Consider the following 16,613-nt stretch of genomic DNA (forward strand, 5'->3'; position numbering starts at 1 on the left):
CCGGAGCGGAACCGGGGAATTCCGCAGCGTCCCTCGTCCATGCCGTTCCACCGCTATGCGCGGAACGGGCCTACGCCTACCACCGGTTGGCTGCGACGTTGGCCGGACCGGGCGCTCGAGCGGGCTCCGGTGTGGGCCTCGGTCGATCTCCGGGACGGAAATCAGGCGCTCGCCGAGCCGATGGACCCGGGCCGGAAGAAGCGGCTGTTCGAGTTGCTGGTCGCGACCGGCTTCAAGGACATCGAAATCGGATATCCGGCGGCCAGCACCGACGACTTCGATTTCGTCCGGGAGCTGGTCGGCAAGGACGGAATTCCGGACGACGTGACGGTTTCGGTATTCACGCCGGCCCGGCCCGATCTCATCGAGCGGACCTTCGAGGCGATTCACGGAGCCGACCGCGCGACGGTGCATCTGTGCCATGCGACGGCGTGCCTGTGGCGCGAGGTGGTGTTCGGCCTGGAGCGGCCCGAGGTGCTGCGGATGGCCGTCGAGGGCGCGCGGCAGCTGGTGCGCCTCGCGGAGCGGGCGACCGGGACGGACATCCGGTTCGAGTACTCGCCGGAGACCTTCAACCTGACCGAGCCGGAGTTCGCGCTGGAGATCGCGGACGCGGTCACCGAGATCGTCGGCGCCACCCCCGACCGGCCGCTGGTGCTGAACCTGCCGACCACCGTGGAGACCCACTCGCCCAACGTCTTCGCCGACCAGGTGGAATGGATGCACCGCAACCTCGACCGGCGCGAGTCGATCATCCTCTCGGTGCACCCGCACAACGACCGGGGCACCGCCGTCGCGTCGGCCGAGCTGGCGCTGATGGCCGGGGCCGACCGGGTCGAGGGCACCCTCTTCGGCAACGGCGAACGCACCGGCAACGTCTGCCTGGTGACGCTCGCGCTCAACCTGTTCAGCCAGGGGGTCGACCCCCAGCTGGAGCTCTCCGAGATCGACGCCGTCCGCGAGATCGTCGAGGACTGCAACCGCCTGCCGGTGCACCCCCGGCACCCCTACGCCGGAGACCTGGTGTACACCGCCTTCTCCGGCACCCACCAGGACGCCATCGCCAAGGGCCTGGCCGCGCTCTGCGCGCAGGCCGAGCGCGAGGGCCGCGAGGTCGCGGAACTGCCCTGGCAGGTCCCGTACCTGCCGATCGACCCCAAGGACGTCGGCCGGGACTACCAGGCGATCATCCGGGTGAACAGCCAGTCGGGCAAGGGCGGCATCGCCTATGTGCTGAAGGCCGGTTGGGGGATCGACCTGCCCACCGACCTGCGCCGGGACTTCGCGGCCGTGGTGCAGAGGGCCACTGACGCGCTGGGGCGCGAACTGGAACCGGCCGAGCTCTGGCAGCTGCTCCGGGGCAACTACTGCCTCGACGACTCGCTCGCGGCACCGTCCGGCGCCGACGAGCACCAGGTCGTCGCGGAGCACGCCACGGCGCACGGCGTCGAGTTCACCCAGTTCGTGGTCACCGCCACGACGGTCGCCGCCGGTGAGCCGACGGCCTGCTTCGCGGCGCTGGACGCGGGCGGCCGCACGGTCTGGGGCATCGGCCTGGCGGCGACGGCCGCCGACGCGGCGCACCGCTCGTGCCGGTCCGCACTGCGCCGAGCCGGCATCCGAGGAGGAGAGCTGTGAAGGGCAACGCCTACCGCACCGTCGGCCCCGGGATCTACCGGGAGGACGGCGGCCTGCTCTACGAGGACTTCGTCCCCGGCGAGGTCATCGAGCACCGGCCGGGCCGGACGATCACCATGAGCGACAACGTGTGGAGCTCGCTGCTCTGCCTCAACCAGCATCCGCTGCACATCGACGCCGTCTACGCCGAGCAGACCCGGTTCGGGCAGGTGCTGGTGTCGAGCCTGGTCACCTTCGGGATCGTCAACGGGATGACGGTGGCCACCATCAGTGCCAAGGGCATCGCCAACCTCGGCTGGGACCAGGTGCGGCTGACCGCACCGGTGTTCGTCGGCGACACGCTCTACGCGCGGACCCGCATCCTCGCCAAGCGGGAGTCCGCCAAGCGGCCCGGCGAGGGCATCGTGACCGTCCACACCACCGGCCAGAACCAGCACGGCGCGACAGTGATCGAATTCGAGCGGACGATTCTCGTCCCGCGGCAGGAGGCGGACCGATGATCCCGATCATCACGCTGGAACCCGAGCTTGCCCGGGCGGAGCGCGAGGATGCCGAGCAGACGACCGCCGAGCGCGAGGCCGCCGAACGCAAGGTGGCCGACGAGATCTCGGACGCCTGCCGGCACAGCGGGTTCTTCGTCGTGCGCGGCCACGGGATCGCCCCCGAGGTCTTCGACGACGCCTACGCCGCGTCGCTGCGCTTCTTCGGGCTCCCGCTGGACACCAAGCACCAGCTCGCGATGCGGACCAGCACCGCGCGCGGCGACAACGACTACAGCCCGTACGGATACAGCGCCCTGCTGGCCGAGAACGCGTACGCCTACACCGGCAAGCAGGGCATGCCGTCGGACTACGTCGAGAAGTTCAGCGCCGGGCGGCTGATCCTGAACGACGCCGAGGACCTGCCCTTCCCGGCGGACGAGCAGGGTGCGCAGCTGCGCGCCGCGCTGAAGCGGTACTTCGCGGCCTGCGAGACCATGGCGGACCGGATCGCCGAGCTGCTGGCCCTGGCCCTGGACCTGCCGCGGGACTTCTTCGCCGGCCGGACGAACACCTCCAACGACTCGCTCCGCTCGCACCTCTACCCGGGAGTCGCCCCGGAGTTCCGCAACGACCAGGGCATGGGGCAGCACACCGACGGCACGCTGATCACCCTGCTCACCCAGGACGGCCCGGGCCTGCAGCTCCAGGACCGGGCCGGCCGCTGGCTGGACGTCGAGGTCCCGGAACGCGACAGCTTCATCGTCAACATCGGTGACCTGATGGCCCGTTGGTCGAACGACGAGTACGTGTCGACACCGCACCGGGTCCGGCTCGCCGACCGGCGGCGGCAGTCGATCGTCTTCTTCAAGCTGGCCAACGACGACGCGGTCATCGAGTGCTTCCCGAAGTTCACGGCAGAGCGCCCCGCGAAGTACCAGCCGATCCGCTACGAGGACTTCTCGCTGCAGAAGATGAACCTGCTGTTCGGCCGGGAGGGTTCGCGGTGAGGTCGTACGCGAGCCTGCTGTACACCCCGGCGCTGCGGCTGGCCTCGGTGGCCGAGCCGGGCCGGGTTCGCGCGGACCTGCTGGTCCTGGACCTGGAGGACTCCGTCCCCGGGGCGAAGAAGGCCGAGGCCCGCGCGCTGCTGGCCACGGCGGACCTGAGCCGGGCCGGGCTGCCGGGGCTGGGCCTGCGGGTCAACAGCATCGCGACCCCCGACGGCCTGGCGGACCTGCGGACGCTGCTCGAACTGGACGCCGTGATCGGCGGCGTCCCGATCGACGTGGTCTTCATCCCCAAGATCGCCGGCCCCGGCGACGTGGCGATCTACCGGGCGCTGCTGGCCCGCACCTCGAAGCCCCCGCAGATCTGCAGCTTCATCGAGACCGTGGACTCGGTCGAGAACGCCTTCGCCATCGCCGCGGTGAGCGACGGACTCTGCTTCGGCCAGGCGGACCTGACGGCCGAGATGTACGCCGAGAACGCGGCCTATCTCGACTACGCGCGGGCCCGGCTCTGTGTCGCGGCGGCCAGGTACCGGCTGCCCGCCATCGACACCAACTCCTTCGAGCTGCACGACCTCGACGTGGTCGCGGCGACCTGCCGGGCGGCCCGGGACGCCGGATTCACCGGCAAGGCGGCCATCCACCCCCGGCAGGTGGAGGTGATCGCCGAGGCGTTCACGGTCGGCCCCGACGAACTCGCCGAATACCGGCGGGTGGTCGCGGACTACGACGCCCTGCCCTCCGGCTTCACGGTCGAGAAGGACCGCGTGCTGGCCCCGCCGTTCGTGCTGCGGGCCCGGCGCATGCTCCAGTTCCACGCGGCCGACGCCGCCCGCTCCTGACACCCGCCCCAGCACCCGCAATGACGAATCGGGGAAGCCCAGTGAAGACCCTGCCGCAGTACGCGATCATCGACGTCTCCACCCACCCGACCGAGCTGGTCGACGGCCGCCTGCGGGCCGTCGGCGACGAGCTCGTCACCGAACTGGTCCGGCTGGTGACCGAAGCGGACGGCGTCGCCGTCTGCCACGGCGTCGCCCGGACGCTGGCGAGCCACGGGCTGGACGTCCACCAGGAGCAGGACGCGGCGGTGGGCCGCGACTACCTGGAGTCGCTGTTCCGCGCCTTCGGCGCGCGGGTGGACGTCGCCGCCTTCAGCCCGGTCGTGATGGACTACGACCGGATCGCCGGGATGGACGTCGACGGCTACAACAAGAACAAGCACTTCACCCCGAACGGCGACCACACCACCGAGCGCGAGTTCCTGACGACCAAGTGCGTGCACTTCGACGCCGCCACGCCGTTCGTCGGGAACATCTACGGGCCCAACACCAACATCCAGGGCGGCACTCCGGTGGTCTGCGACACCCGGGCCTACTGCGCGGACTCGGGGGTGGCTGCGGCCGACCTGATCGAGCTGATGCCGCACAGCTTCAACGTCGCGGTCCGGGAGGAGCACGCCGAGCGGATCCTGGCCGGCTACGCCGGCGCGGTCGACGTCGACCTCGCCGCGGACCTGGTGCTGGTCGTGCTGCTCAACGAGGTGGCCGGCGGGTTGGCGCACGCGGGCTCCGAGCCCCGCGCGGTCGATCCGGGCAAGCCCGCCCGGCGCCCGATCCGGCACCTGGAGTACCAGTTCGCCGAGGGCGTCGAGCTGGCGAAGTGGTACCGGCACTACAACCTGGAGATCCCCGCGCCCAGCCTTCAGGTGCCGGACGAGGCCGCGCGCGAGCGCTACCACCGCGGCATCGACCCGGTCGGCGCCGAGGGCGGGGCCGGGTCGCGATGACCTCCACCGAAACCGGTGTGCCGGTCATGTCCGGGAGCGACGTCGCGGAGCTCGAAGAGCTGCTGGCGGCGCTCTCGGCGGACGACTGGCCCGACGACATCGACCAGGCCCGGGCGTTCTACGACGCCTGGGGCGCGCCGATCGCCGCCGACGTCCTGGTCGAACAGCGCGCCGGCGGCTACCTGCTGACCCCGCCGAACACCGAGGGCGCCCGGATCGGGCTCTACCTGCACGGCGGCGGCTACGTCTACGGATCGCTGCGCAGCCACGGCGCGATGGTGGCGGAGATCGCCCGGGCGGCCCACTGCCCGATGTTCTTCGTGGACTACCGGCGGGCCCCCGAGCATCCCTACCCGGCGGCGCTCGACGACGCGCTGGCCGCCTACCAGGGCCTGCTGGCGAGCGGGTTCGCCCCTGCGGACGTGGTGTTCACGGGGGATTCGGCCGGCGGCGGCCTGGTGCTCGCGACGCTGCTCAGGCTCCGGGACCTGGGGCTGCCGCTGCCGGTCGCGGCGGCCTGCGTGTCGCCGTGGACCGACCTGGCCGGCACCGGGGAGAGCTACCGCACGCTGGCGGACGAGGACCCGCTGATCAGCCACCACGTGGTCGCACTCGTCGCCGAGTCCTACCTGGCGGGCACCGAGCCGACGACCCCCTACGTCTCCCCGCTGTACGGGGATCTCGCCGGTCTGCCGCCGGTGCTCATCCAGGTGGGCAGCCGCGAGGTCCTGCTCAGCGACGCGCAGCGGTTCGCGGACGCGCTCCAACGCGCCGGGTGCGTCGGCACGTTGGAGGTGTGGCCCGGCATGGTCCACGTGTGGCATCTGCACCACGCGCGGCTGGGCAAGGCCCGCCAGGCCGTCGCCCGGCTCGGCGGCTGGCTCCGCGCCCGGGCCGGTGGCGGGCGATGAGCGAGCAGATCACCGGTCCGCACCGGTACCGGAACAACCGGAAGATGGTGCCGGCCAGCGAGGCCGCCTGGGGTCTGGCCCAGGAGCACGGGATGCTCGGCCTGGTGGTCGAGGCCGTCGACGGCCAGAACCGGCTGCGCGAGACCCGCACCGGGCACGAGTTCGCCAACCTGTCGTCCTGCTCGTACCTGGGGCTCAACAGCCACCCCGCGGTGGTCGAGGCGGGGCGCGCCGCGCTGGCCGAGGAGCGGATCACCGGACTGTCCATGGGCGAGTTCCGGATCCGCCTGGGGATCATGAACCGGCTGGAGGAGGAGCTCGCCGAGCACTTCGGCGCCCAGGTGCTGCCGTCGGTCTCGTGCGGCGTGCTGAGCGCGGCGATCCTGCCGCTGCTGGCCTCCGGTCATCTGACCGGCAGCGAGCCGCTGGTGGTGGTCTTCGACCGGTTCGCGCACTTCTCGATGAACTTCCTCAAGCCGATCCTCGCCGACGAGACGCTGGTCCTGACCTGTCCGCACGACGACATGGCGTACCTGGAGGACATCTGCAAGCGGTACCCGCGGGTCGCCTACGTCTGCGAAGGCGTCTACTCGGTCGGCGGGCAGGCGGATCTGCCGGGGATCAGGGAACTCCAGGACCGCTACGGCCTGTTCGTCTACCTCGACGACTCGCACTCGCTGTCGACGGTGGGCGAGCGCGGCGAGGGCTACGCGCGCACGGTGTTCGACGTCCTCGACTCCCGCACGATCGTGGTCGCCTCGATCGCCAAGGCATTCGGCAGCACCGGCGGCATCGCCATGATGGGCGACCGCGAGATCTTCGAACTCCTCTACCGGTCCGGGCCGTTGGCCTGGTCGCAGGGGCTGCGGACCGCCGCGGTCGGCACCACCCTGGGGGCCCTGGAAGTCCACCGGAGCCCGGAGCTCGGCCGGCGGCAGCGGCAACTCGCCCGGAACATCGAGCTGTTCGACGAACGGCTGCGCGGGCACGACCTGCGGGGCACCGGATCGCACATCAAGTTCGTCGTGACCGGCGACAACGACCGGGCGGTGCGGCTGTCCACCGAGCTCTACCGGCGCGGCTACTACTGCTCCGCGATGTTCTTCCCGATCGTGGCCCAGGGCCAGGCCGGCGTGCGGATGATGCTGCGGGGCGACATGCCGACGGAGCTGACCGAGCGGTTCGCGACCGACCTGCTGGAGACGCTGGCAGGACTCGGATGACCCTGGTCCGCTCGGTGGCACACGCGGCGGGCGAGGTCACCGCCGTCGCCGAGCTGATCCGGACCGCGCTGCGCGGCGGCGCGGTGCGGCGGATGACCGTGCCGCTGCGGCAGGTCGTCGAGGACGGGCACGGCGCCAAGTTCCTGGTGATGCCCGCCGTCTGCGCCGACTTCGGGCTCTACATCGCCAAGACCGCCACCATCACCGACGGGCCGGGACCGACCGTGACCTCCGTGGTCCCGGTGTTCTCGACGAGGACCGGGGAGTTGCTGGCGGTGCTGGACGGCGCGGCCGTCACCAACCTCAAGTGCGCCGCCGTCACGGCCGTGGTCACCGATCGCTGCGCGGCCCGGGACAGTTCGGTCCTCGGCATCGTCGGATCCGGGGTCCAGGCCTGGCAGCAGTACCTCGGCGTCTCGGCGGTGCGGGAGATCACCCGGGTGCGGGTCCACTCCCGCACCGCCGGGCACGCCGAGGCGCTCTGCGAGCGGATCAGGGCGGCCGGCCGGGCCCGGGCCGTGGTCTGCGCCTCGGCCGCCGAGGCCACCTCGGGGGTGGACGTCATCGCCACGGCGACGACGTCCGTGCTCCCGCTGCCGATCGCCACCGACCTGCCGGAGCACGTGCACATCAACTGCATGGGCGCGCACACCACGCGGTCGCGCGAGCTGCCGCACTCGCTGCTGGCCGCCGCCACGCTCGTGGTCGAGGACATCGAGACCGCCGTCGCCGAGGCCGGCGAGATCCACCGCACGGCGATCGACCTGGCGGCCCTGGAGAGCGGTGGCCACACCGGGCTCGACGGCCGCCCGACCGTCTTCAGCTCCACCGGCCACGCCTCGCTGGACCTGATCACCTGCGCGCACCTGGTGGGGCGCACGCACCGCTGAACGTATCGAAGGGAAGACCGCACGTGGCAACCACCGGCAAGGCAGGCAAGGCAGGCAAGGCAGGCAAGGAAGAGGACACCGCAGCGCACGAGTTCGCGGTCACCCTCGCACGGCTCGGCATCGAGATGCCGCCGGACCTGGCACCCGGTGTGCTGGCCGGCTACCGCCCGCTGCGGGCGATGATGGAGCTGCTGCGCACCGTGGAGATCGCGGATGTCTGAGCTCGACACCGCCGGACCCGGCGCCCTCGCCGAGCTGTCCGTCGCGCGGGCCGGAGCGCTGCTGCGCACCGGGGCGATCAGCTCGGTGCAACTGGTGGAGCACGCGCTGGGCCTGATCGAGGCCTACGACCAGGAGCTGCACTCCTTCGTGCTGGTCACCCGGGACCTGGCCCTGCGGCGGGCGCGGCAGGCCGACCGGGAGTTGCGCGAAGGCGTCGACCGCGGGCCGTTGCACGGGATCCCGTACGCGCTGAAGGACGTCTTCGCGGCCGAGGGCCTGCCCACCACCAACCAGTCGTGGCTGACGCTCTCGGACGTCGCCGCGCAGGACAGCGCGGTCGAGGCCCGGCTGCGGGCCGGCGGCGGCGTGCTGCTCGGCAAGCTGGCCACCTATGAGTTCGCGCTCGGCGGGCCGAGCGCGGACCTGCCCTTCCCGCCGGCCCGCAATCCCTGGAACGGCGAGCACATTCCCAGCGGTTCGTCCTCGGGTGCTGGGGTCGCCGTGGCCGCCGGGTTCCTGCGGGTGGCGTTCGGATCCGACACCGCCGGCTCGATGCGCGGCCCGGCGTTCCACTGCGGGACCGTCGCGCTGAAGCCGACCTACGGCGCCGTGTCCGGACACGGCGCCACCCCGCTGTCGCACACCATGGACCATTTCGGGCCGCTGGGCTGGACGGTGGCCGACACCGCCGCCGCGTTCCAGGTCGTCGCCGGGCCCGATCCGCGCGATCCGCGCACCCGTGACGCGCCGGTGCCGGACGTCCGCTCCGGGCTGACCGGGCTGACCGGGGACGTCCGGGGGCTGCGGGTGGCGTACTCGACCGCCTGGTACGGCGCGGATCCGGCGACCCTGCCGGAGATCACCGAGGCCATCGAGCGGGCGCTGGCCCACCTCGAGAAGCTCGGCGCGATCGTCGAGGAGTGCGAGCTGCCGCCGTACGAGGTGTTCAACGCCTGCGGCCGGATCATCCTGGCGGCCGAGGGGTTCGCCGTGCACGAGGCCAACCTGCGTGCCGCGCCCCGGGAGTTCGGCCGCTTCACCTACCAGAAGCTGATGCCCGGCGCCGGGGTCGGCGCGAGCGATCTGCTGCGCGCGTTGGAGGTGCGCCGCGGGCTCGCCGCAGCGCTCGACCGGCGGGTCTTCGCCGACCACGACGTGCTGATCACCGCCTGCGGCCAGACCACCGCGGCCCGGTTCGACGACTTCCCCGTCAACTGGCCGCCGCCCAGGCTGGCCAACGACATGCAGACCATCCCGTTCGCGCTCACCGGACACCCGGCCATGTCCCTGCCCCTCGGGTTCGCCGGGAACGGCCTACCGATCGGGCTGCAACTGGTCGGGCCCCGGTTCGGCGAGGCGAGCCTGTTCCGGGCGGGCACCGCGCTGGAGGCCGAGTTCGGCCGGCGCGACACCCGGCCCGCCCTGACCGCATCCCAGGAGTAGCGCATGGACCACAGCTCGACGGCTCCACAGCTGATCACCGCCGCTGATCCCCGGCTGCTGCTCAACGCGTTCGACCACCAGTTCCGAGGCTTCCGCAGCTTCTGGTTCGATCGGATCGCCCCGGCCGGGCCCGTCCTGCTGCCGGCCGCCCGCGGTGCCGAACTGGAGAGCGCGGCCGGCCGCCTCGTCGACCTGCTGCGGCGAGCGGCCTGGAGCCTGGGCGACGACTGCGCGGCCCGGCACCGGGCGCTGGGCCTCGACGAACGGCTGACGGCCTTCTACGGGGACGAGGAGGTCGAGCGGACGTACGCGACGGCCATCGGGCGACCGGACCTGATCCTCACGGAATCCGGCTGGAAGTTCATCGAGTTCAACTTCTGCTCGGCCACCGGCGGCCAGGTCTACACCCACCTCCTCAACGAGGTGTGGCGGCAGCTGCTGCCCGGCCAGGCGTCGGGCTCCGTCACCCTCGCGGATCCGCTGACCGCGCGCAACGCGTTGCTCCACGCCGTCCTCGCGGAGCACGGCCTGGAGCCGCGGGTGGCGCTGGTCGGCCACCTCGCGGACGTCGGCGTGCGCAGCCGCCGGTACTACGAGATCGAGATCGACGCCCTGCGGACGGCGGGGATCATGGCGGAGTACTTCGAGGCGGACGAGTTCGCCGCCGCCCTCGACACCCGCGCGGGCGACTTTCCGCTGGTGCTGGAGCGGATGGTGCCGCAGGAGTGGCTCGACGCGGGGCGGGACCTGGGCCCGCTGCTGCGGATCAGGAAGTGCGGCGCCCTGGTGCTGTCGCCGCAGAGTTCCTACCAGGTGGCGAACAAGCAGCTGTTCGCCGTGCTCTCCACGGGAGCGGACTGGATGACCGACCGGGAAAGGGAGTTCGTCCGGACGTACCTCCCCTGGTCGCGGGGGATCCGCGAGGAACGGGTGGAATACCAGGGCGAGACCTGGAAGTTGACCGATCTGCTGGTGAGCCGGCGGGCGGACTTCGTGCTGAAGCGCTCCGACGGCGACCAACGGGCCGACGTGCATCTCGGCTCCCGCACCGGCGCGGCCGCGTGGGAGGCGGTCATCGCCAAGGCCAGGCGGGCCGGCACCTGGATCGCCCAGGAGACCGTCCACAGTGCCGAGATCGGCGCGGACGTGCTCGACTGCGAGCGCGGCGAGTACCTGGGCATCTCGACCCGTGCGGTGTTCGGCCCGCTGGTCATCGGCGGCCGGATGTCCGGCTGCTCGGTGCGTTACGAGGTTCCCGATCCGCGGAACGCCGCGGCTCGGCCGGGGGATTCGAGCATCCTGGGCACCGTCGGCTGGTACTCCGGCTGAACCGACCGGCTGAACCGACCGGCCGAACCGACCGGCGGCGGGCGGCGGTTGGGGTTCACCGGTCCGAGTGGCGCTCGTCCTTGCGGGCGAGCGCCACCAGTTGGACCCGCGAGCGCACCTCGAGCTTGCGGTAGATCCGGGTCAGCACCGCCTCGACGGTCTTGACGCTGACGTACTGGGCCGCCGCGATGTCCCGGTTGCCGTACCCGTCGGCGACCAGCTCGGCGATCCGCTTCTCCGCGTCCGTCAGACCCGCCAGCCAGGACGGTGCCCCGCTGTGCTCCGCCCTGCCCGGCCCCCACAGCGGCGCGCCCGCCTCGCGGAACACCGCCTCGGCCGCGGCCTGCAGTGCCCTGGCGCGGGCCGGATGCCGGCGCCGTCGCTCGACGGCCGAGCGGGTCAGCAGCACCCGGCCGCGCTCCAGCGGATATCCCAGCTGCTCGAAGGCGTCGAGCGCGCGGACCAGCAGCTCCTCGGCCGGCCCGAACTCGCCGGCCGCCGTGCGGCACAGCGCCTCGGCCCGGTCGAGCGAGGCCAGCACGCCGCGCCGCCCCAGCTCCTCGGCCCGGCGCCGGGCGGCGGCGACGGTCCGGGTGGCGGCCGCCAGATCCCCGGCGGCGACCAGGGCCTCGGCGAGATCGGCGTCGTAGCGGATCACCGCCGGATCCCCGACGGCCAGGTCCCGCACCAGATCCCGGACCCGGAGCAGATCCGCCAGCGCCCCGGCGGTGTCCCGCAGCAGCAGCCGCGTCAGGCCGGACAGGTGCAGGCAGTGCGCGGCGAGGACCAGGTCGGTCTCCTCCTGAGCGGCCGTCAGGCCGAGCCCCGCGTAGGCGAGCGCCTGTTCCAGGGAGCCGCCCACGAGTTCGGCACTCGCCGCGGCGTACCAGGGCGGACCGGGCGAGGCGCCCAGCTCGCGGGCCAGGGCCAGCATCCGGCCGGCCTCCTCGCGGGCGAGCCGGCCTGCACCGCGCTGTGCGTGGAGGTGGACGGAGCGGCCCAGCAGCCAGAGCAGATCGGCGCGGCCGCCGACCCGTCCGACCACCGGGCGCAGCTCGTCGAGCAGTCGCCCGGCGTCGGCCAGTTGGTCGTCCAGCAGGGCGAAGCGGACGGCGGCCCGCCGCGGATCGGCGCGCCGGTCGAGCCGGTCGGCATCGCGGCCCGCCGCGCCCGGGCCCAGGGTGAGGGGGAGAGCCGCGGTACGGTCCGGCGAGCCCCGGCCCTGTTCGAGCCGGGCGATCAGGCTCAGGGCGGCGGCGCGGGATTCCGGGTCGCCGGCCCGCTCCGCCCACGCGACGGCGTCGCGGGCGTGCGTCACGGCCTCGGCGTTGAAGCCCCGGTTCAGGTGCGTGCTCCAGGCCAGCCGCAGGTGCGCCGCCGAGATCAGCGCCGGCTCGTCGCCGGCGGTGGCGTCGGCCAGGGCTTGGGCCGCGATGTCCTTCAGCAGCGCGGCGCCCCGCCCGGCGGCGTCGACGACGGCGATCCGGGCCCGGGCCCGCGCGGTGGCGTCGGCCCCGGTCCGGGCCAGCCGCTCCATGGCGGTCCACGCGAGGTCCAGGCGCCCGGCCGCCTCGGCGTCCCGGGCGGCCGCGACCAGCAGGTCGGGCCGGGCGCCGCCGACGCGGTCGCCCGCCAGCAGGCCGAACTCCGCGGCCCGGGCGCGGTCGCCGCGCTCCCGCGCGGCCCCGGCGGCGTCGGCCAGCGTGGCGACCAGGCGGGCCGGGAGCTCGGCCGGGGCCAGCGCGGACGCCTCGTGCCAGGCCCGGTCGTCCGGCTCGGCCGAGGCCGTCGCCAGCAGGTGATGGGCTCGGCGCACCGCCTCGTCGCCGGCTTCGGCGACCAGGCTCTCCCGCACGACGGGTGCCGGGAAGAGCACGGTGGCGTCGGTCACCCGGACCAGCCCGGCAGCCTCGGCGGCCGCCAGCGCCGCGTCGGCCGGTGGCCCGGCGGCGCGCCGGACGGCGTCGAGCGACGGATCGGCCGCGAGGGCCGCCAGCAGCAGCACCGGCCGCACCCCTTCGGCCAGGTCGGCCAGCCAGGCGTGCGTCGCCTTGCGCGCGAACGGGGCCAGCGGCTGGACGTGCAGCGTCGGCGCGGGTGTCCCGGTCCTGGCCAGTCCGGCGGCGATGTCCGAGACCAGGCGCGGGTTGCCGCCGGTCGCGGCGTGGATCCGGCCCGCGGTCCGCAGCGGGAGCCCCAACGCCCGTACGAGGGCCGCCGACTCCTGCGGGCTGAGCGTGGGGATCCCGATCTCGACCGCGCCGCCGCCGAGCACGTCGTGGGCCGCCGGGCCGTCCGGCCGCAGCGCCGCCAGCAGCGAGACGCTGCCCCGGCTGCGCCGCGCGGCGAACCGGAAGACGTCCAGGCTGCCCGGCCCCCACCAGTGCACCTCGTCGGCGGCCAGCAGCGGCCGGGCCCGGCGCCCCCAGGCCTGCAGGCAGGACAGGACCGTGACGCGCAGGGTCGTGGCGTCGGGTTCGGGCCCGACGACGCGCCGCATGACCCAGTCGATCGCCGAGCGCTGGAGCTCCGACAGCTCGCCGGACACCTCGGCCGGACAGGCGGTGAACAGGTCCACCAGGGGCGCGTAGGCGATGTGCGCGTCGGCGGGCGCGGAGCTGAGCCGGACCACCGGATCCCCGGCCGCCTGCCAGGCCGTGCACACGGCGTCCAGCACCGCGGACTTGCCGAACCCGGTGGGCCCGACCACCGCCACCGCGCCGACCTGCCGCAGTTCTCCGCAGACCCGGTCCACCAGCGGGCTGCGCGCGGTCATCTCCGCGACGCTATCCAGGCCTCGACCTCGTCCGCGTCGCGCGGCAGGCCGGCGGACAGGCACGTTGCGCCGTCGGCCGTGATGAGGAAGTCGTCCTCGATCCGGACGCCGATGCCGCGCAGTTCCTCGGGGATCGTCAGATCGTCGGGCTGGAAGTACAGGCCGGGTTCGACAGTGAGGACGTGGCCGGGCTCCAGCACGCCGTCCAGGTAGCTCTGCCGGCGGGCACTCGCACAGTCGTGGCAGTCCAGGCCGAGCATGTGGCCCGAACCGCAGACGGTGTACCGGCCGTACAGGGCGGTGTCGGCCGGCACCGCGTCGCCGCCGGGTCGCAGGCCCCAGCTGTCGAGGCCTTCGACGATGACGCTCGTCGCGGCGTCGTGGAAGTCGCCGAACCGCGCGCCGGGCCGCAGCGCGGCGATGCCCGCCGACTGGGCGGCGAAGACCAGGTCGTAGACCCGGCGTTGAACGTCGGTGAAGCGTCCGCTGACCGGCAGCGTCCGGGTGACGTCGCCGGTGTAGCAGGAGTCGGCTTCGACACCGGCGTCCAGCAGCAGCAGGTCCCCGTCCCGCACCGGACCGTCGTTGCGCATCCAGTGCAGCACGCAGGCGTGTGCCCCGGCCGCCGCGATGGTCTCGAAGCCCAGGCCGTAACCGTCCAGCCGGGCCCGCCGGTTGAAGGTGCCCTCGATCCAGCGCTCGCCCCGTTCGAAGCCGGTGGCGTGGCGCAGCTCGCCGGCGACGTCGTGGAACCCGGCGACCGTGGACCCCACGGCGGCGCGCAGCTGCTCGATCTCCCACGCGTCCTTGACCAGCCGCAACTCCGAGAGGAAGGTGGCCAGTTCGGCGTCGGCCTGGGGAGCCGGCGGCACCAGCGCGTCGACCAGCGCGTCCTCGCCGCGCAGCACCCGGGTCGGCACGTTCCCGGCCAGGGCCCGTTCCAGGTCGTCGCGTTCGGCGGCCTCGACGCCGAAGGCGTCGGCGGTCTCCGACAGCGTCCGGCGCCGCCCGACCCAGAACTCGCCGTGCCGCCGGTCGCGGTAGAACGCCGCCGGGTCCGCCCCGCCGTCGCGCCGCGAGCGCGGCCGGGTGAACAGGGTGACCGCGTGGCCCGTCCCGGTGGGCTCGAAGACGAGGACGCTGTCGGGAACCGCCTGCGTCGCCTGCTCGGCGGTGAGATGGATGAACGCGGAGTGCGGCCTGAACGGGTAGTCGAAGTCGTTGCTCCGGGCCTTGAGCCCACCCGAGGGGACGATGATCCGCTCGCCGGGGAACCGCTCGGAGACCGCCGCGCGCCGCTCGGCCGCGTACAACGCCCCGGGCACGGGCGGCAGTTTCCGGCTGCTGTCCGCCCACCCCTGGCGGAAGGATTCGGCCAACGCGGCCGGCACCGCGCGATCGTGGCTCCCGACGCCGCGCAACCCGCCCTGCTGCTCCACCGCACGCTCCCCGTTCGTCGTGGTCCGCTTCTCAGCGAAAGTATCATTTCACATATGACACTTTCTAGATCGTGGGTTCAGGTGGTGGCCGATTCCCGTCGTCCGGTCAACTTCTGACGTGTGCATGGGTTCTATCAAAGGACGGCCTGCGGGCTCGGTTTCGTCTACCCGTTGGGCTAGCGTTCGACGGCGGCCGGATGTTTCGTACAGGTGAACTGGATGTCCACACCGTGCCGTTCACGGGGGTGGACATCCATACGTCGTCGTTGACAGGGGACCCATCGTGACAAGCGCAGGCGCGTTCGCACCACCGTCCTCACCTTCCGCTCCGCTCGATCACGCGGCGACCGCCGAGGCCGCCGAGCTGCTGCGCCAACTCGCCGCCGAGGGGCACCTGGCGCCCGCGGACGCGGAGCAGCGGCTGCGGGTGGTGCGGGAGGAGTTGGCGGGGCGGGGGAGTTATCGCCAGACGACGGATGAGCTGCTGCACGGGACGCGGATCGCCTGGCGGAACAACCCGCAGTGCATCGGGAAGTTCTACTGGAAGGCGCTGGAGGTCCGGGACTGCCGCGAGGTCGGCGGCGGCGGGGACGAGGGCGAGCTGTTCGAGGCGCTGGTGGAGCATCTGCGGCTGAGCTGGAACGGCGGACGGATCAAGCTGCTGCTGAGCCTCTTCGCCCCCGACGAGCCGGATCGTCCCGGGCCGCGGGTCTGGAACGGGCAGTTGATCCGCTACGCGGGCTACCGGCAGCCGGACGGGTCGGTGCTTGGCGACCCCGAGACGGTGCGGCTGACCGAGACCGCGCGGCGACTCGGCTGGCGTGGCCCGGGCACGGAGTACGACGTGCTGCCGCTGGTCATCCAGTGGCCGGGGCGCGAGCCGAGGTTCTTCGAACTGCCCGCCGACGCGGTGCCCGAGGTGCGGATCAGCCACCCGGACCATCCGTGGTTCGAGCAACTCGGGCTGCGCTGGCACGCCTTCCCGACGATCTCCGACCAGGTGCTCGAACTGGGCGGCCTGCGCTACCCGTTGGCGCCGTTCAGCGCCTGGTACACCTGCACCGAGATCGGCGCGCGCAACCTGTCCGACACCAACCGCTACGACAAACTGCCGGCGATCGCCCGGGGCATGGGACTGGACACCGGACGGGACCGGACGCTGTGGCGGGACCGCGCGCTGCTGGAACTCACCGCGGCGGTGCTGCACTCGTACGACCAGGCCGGTGTCTCCATCATCGACCACCACTTCGCCACCAAGCAGTTCGTGCGCCACGAGGAACGCGAGCAGAAGAACGGCCGCAGCTGCCCGGCCGACTGGTCCGCCATCGTGCCCGCCACCAGCGGGTCCACCACCCCGGTGTGGCAGCGCCGTTACGAGCCCACCAGGCAGCGGCCCAACTTCTCGCCGCACCCGGCGCCTTGGCCGGCCGGTGGTGTGCCGGACTGAGTGGACGCCGCCCGGCG

General features: G+C 72.9%; 14 protein-coding genes. 12 read left to right on the plus strand and 2 right to left on the minus strand.

Annotated features, from left to right (window positions below; translation table 11 throughout):
- The first annotated feature begins 39 nt into the window (after positions 1 to 39).
- From P3T41_RS22260 to P3T41_RS22310, 11 genes are read left to right on the plus strand one after another with little or no spacing between them, the layout of a single operon-like run.
- Entirely contained in the window at positions 40 to 1,638 is a 1,599-nt protein-coding gene (locus P3T41_RS22260; RefSeq protein WP_280691754.1) for a 2-isopropylmalate synthase, read from the plus strand.
- Positions 1,635 to 2,138, plus strand: a complete 504-nt coding sequence (locus tag P3T41_RS22265; RefSeq protein WP_280691755.1) for a MaoC family dehydratase — start codon at positions 1,635 to 1,637, stop codon at positions 2,136 to 2,138. The genes P3T41_RS22260 and P3T41_RS22265 overlap by 4 nt, the downstream gene beginning before the upstream one ends.
- Positions 2,135 to 3,127 carry a 2OG-Fe(II) oxygenase family protein gene (locus P3T41_RS22270; protein WP_280691756.1) on the plus strand — a complete coding sequence of 331 codons (993 nt, stop codon included), beginning with the start codon at positions 2,135 to 2,137 and terminating at the stop codon, positions 3,125 to 3,127. The genes P3T41_RS22265 and P3T41_RS22270 overlap by 4 nt, the downstream gene beginning before the upstream one ends.
- Positions 3,124 to 3,969: an aldolase/citrate lyase family protein gene (locus P3T41_RS22275; protein WP_280691757.1), complete on the plus strand. Its 846-nt coding sequence runs from the start codon at positions 3,124 to 3,126 to the stop codon at positions 3,967 to 3,969. Before P3T41_RS22270 ends, P3T41_RS22275 begins: the two co-directional genes overlap by 4 nt.
- Before the next feature lie 41 nt (positions 3,970 to 4,010).
- Positions 4,011 to 4,916, plus strand: a complete 906-nt coding sequence (locus P3T41_RS22280) for a hypothetical protein (protein WP_280691758.1) — start codon at positions 4,011 to 4,013, stop codon at positions 4,914 to 4,916.
- A complete protein-coding gene (locus P3T41_RS22285; protein WP_280691759.1) occupies positions 4,913 to 5,827 on the plus strand; it encodes an alpha/beta hydrolase in 915 nt (304 codons plus the stop codon). The genes P3T41_RS22280 and P3T41_RS22285 overlap by 4 nt, the downstream gene beginning before the upstream one ends.
- Positions 5,824 to 7,050 (plus strand): aminotransferase class I/II-fold pyridoxal phosphate-dependent enzyme, encoded by a 1,227-nt coding sequence (locus tag P3T41_RS22290; protein ID WP_280691760.1) that lies wholly within the window; start codon positions 5,824 to 5,826, stop codon positions 7,048 to 7,050. The genes P3T41_RS22285 and P3T41_RS22290 overlap by 4 nt, the downstream gene beginning before the upstream one ends.
- A complete protein-coding gene (locus P3T41_RS22295; protein ID WP_280691761.1) occupies positions 7,047 to 7,940 on the plus strand; it encodes an ornithine cyclodeaminase family protein in 894 nt (297 codons plus the stop codon). Before P3T41_RS22290 ends, P3T41_RS22295 begins: the two co-directional genes overlap by 4 nt.
- Positions 7,941 to 7,963: 23 nt before the next feature.
- A complete protein-coding gene (locus P3T41_RS22300; protein WP_280691762.1) occupies positions 7,964 to 8,161 on the plus strand; it encodes a hypothetical protein in 198 nt (65 codons plus the stop codon).
- Positions 8,154 to 9,605 carry an amidase gene (locus tag P3T41_RS22305; RefSeq protein WP_280691763.1) on the plus strand — a complete coding sequence of 484 codons (1,452 nt, stop codon included), beginning with the start codon at positions 8,154 to 8,156 and terminating at the stop codon, positions 9,603 to 9,605. The genes P3T41_RS22300 and P3T41_RS22305 overlap by 8 nt, the downstream gene beginning before the upstream one ends.
- Before the next feature lie 3 nt (positions 9,606 to 9,608).
- The gene (locus tag P3T41_RS22310; protein ID WP_280691764.1) at positions 9,609 to 10,934 is read left to right on the plus strand and encodes a hypothetical protein; all 1,326 of its coding nucleotides are present in this window, start codon (positions 9,609 to 9,611) and stop codon (positions 10,932 to 10,934) included.
- A 55-nt stretch (positions 10,935 to 10,989) separates the two neighbouring features.
- On the opposite strand, the gene P3T41_RS22315 is transcribed toward P3T41_RS22310, so the two are convergent.
- Positions 10,990 to 13,710, minus strand: a complete 2,721-nt coding sequence (locus P3T41_RS22315; RefSeq protein ID WP_280691765.1) for a LuxR family transcriptional regulator — start codon at positions 13,708 to 13,710, stop codon at positions 10,990 to 10,992.
- A complete protein-coding gene (locus tag P3T41_RS22320) occupies positions 13,707 to 15,089 on the minus strand; it encodes an aminopeptidase P family protein (protein ID WP_280691803.1) in 1,383 nt (460 codons plus the stop codon). Before P3T41_RS22320 ends, P3T41_RS22315 begins: the two co-directional genes overlap by 4 nt.
- A gap of 343 nt (positions 15,090 to 15,432) precedes the next feature.
- Here P3T41_RS22320 and P3T41_RS22325 point away from each other — a divergent pair, with 343 nt between their 5' ends.
- Positions 15,433 to 16,596 carry a nitric oxide synthase oxygenase gene (locus P3T41_RS22325; RefSeq protein ID WP_280691766.1) on the plus strand — a complete coding sequence of 388 codons (1,164 nt, stop codon included), beginning with the start codon at positions 15,433 to 15,435 and terminating at the stop codon, positions 16,594 to 16,596.
- The last annotated feature ends 17 nt before the right edge of the window (positions 16,597 to 16,613 follow it).

Origin of the sequence: Kitasatospora sp. GAS204B (assembly GCF_029892155.1) — a bacterium.
Classification (GTDB): domain Bacteria; phylum Actinomycetota; class Actinomycetes; order Streptomycetales; family Streptomycetaceae; genus Kitasatospora.

Coding starts and splice junctions, on each gene's coding strand:
- P3T41_RS22305 (WP_280691763.1), top strand. CDS start 8,154: ATGTCTGAGCTCGACACCGCCGGACCCGGCGCCCTCGCCGAGCTGTCC.
- P3T41_RS22270 (WP_280691756.1), top strand. CDS start 2,135: ATGATCCCGATCATCACGCTGGAACCCGAGCTTGCCCGGGCGGAGCGC.
- P3T41_RS22260 (WP_280691754.1), top strand. CDS start 40: ATGCCGTTCCACCGCTATGCGCGGAACGGGCCTACGCCTACCACCGGT.
- P3T41_RS22310 (WP_280691764.1), top strand. CDS start 9,609: ATGGACCACAGCTCGACGGCTCCACAGCTGATCACCGCCGCTGATCCC.
- P3T41_RS22295 (WP_280691761.1), top strand. CDS start 7,047: ATGACCCTGGTCCGCTCGGTGGCACACGCGGCGGGCGAGGTCACCGCC.
- P3T41_RS22290 (WP_280691760.1), top strand. CDS start 5,824: ATGAGCGAGCAGATCACCGGTCCGCACCGGTACCGGAACAACCGGAAG.
- P3T41_RS22315 (WP_280691765.1), bottom strand. CDS start 13,710: ATGACCGCGCGCAGCCCGCTGGTGGACCGGGTCTGCGGAGAACTGCGG.
- P3T41_RS22285 (WP_280691759.1), top strand. CDS start 4,913: ATGACCTCCACCGAAACCGGTGTGCCGGTCATGTCCGGGAGCGACGTC.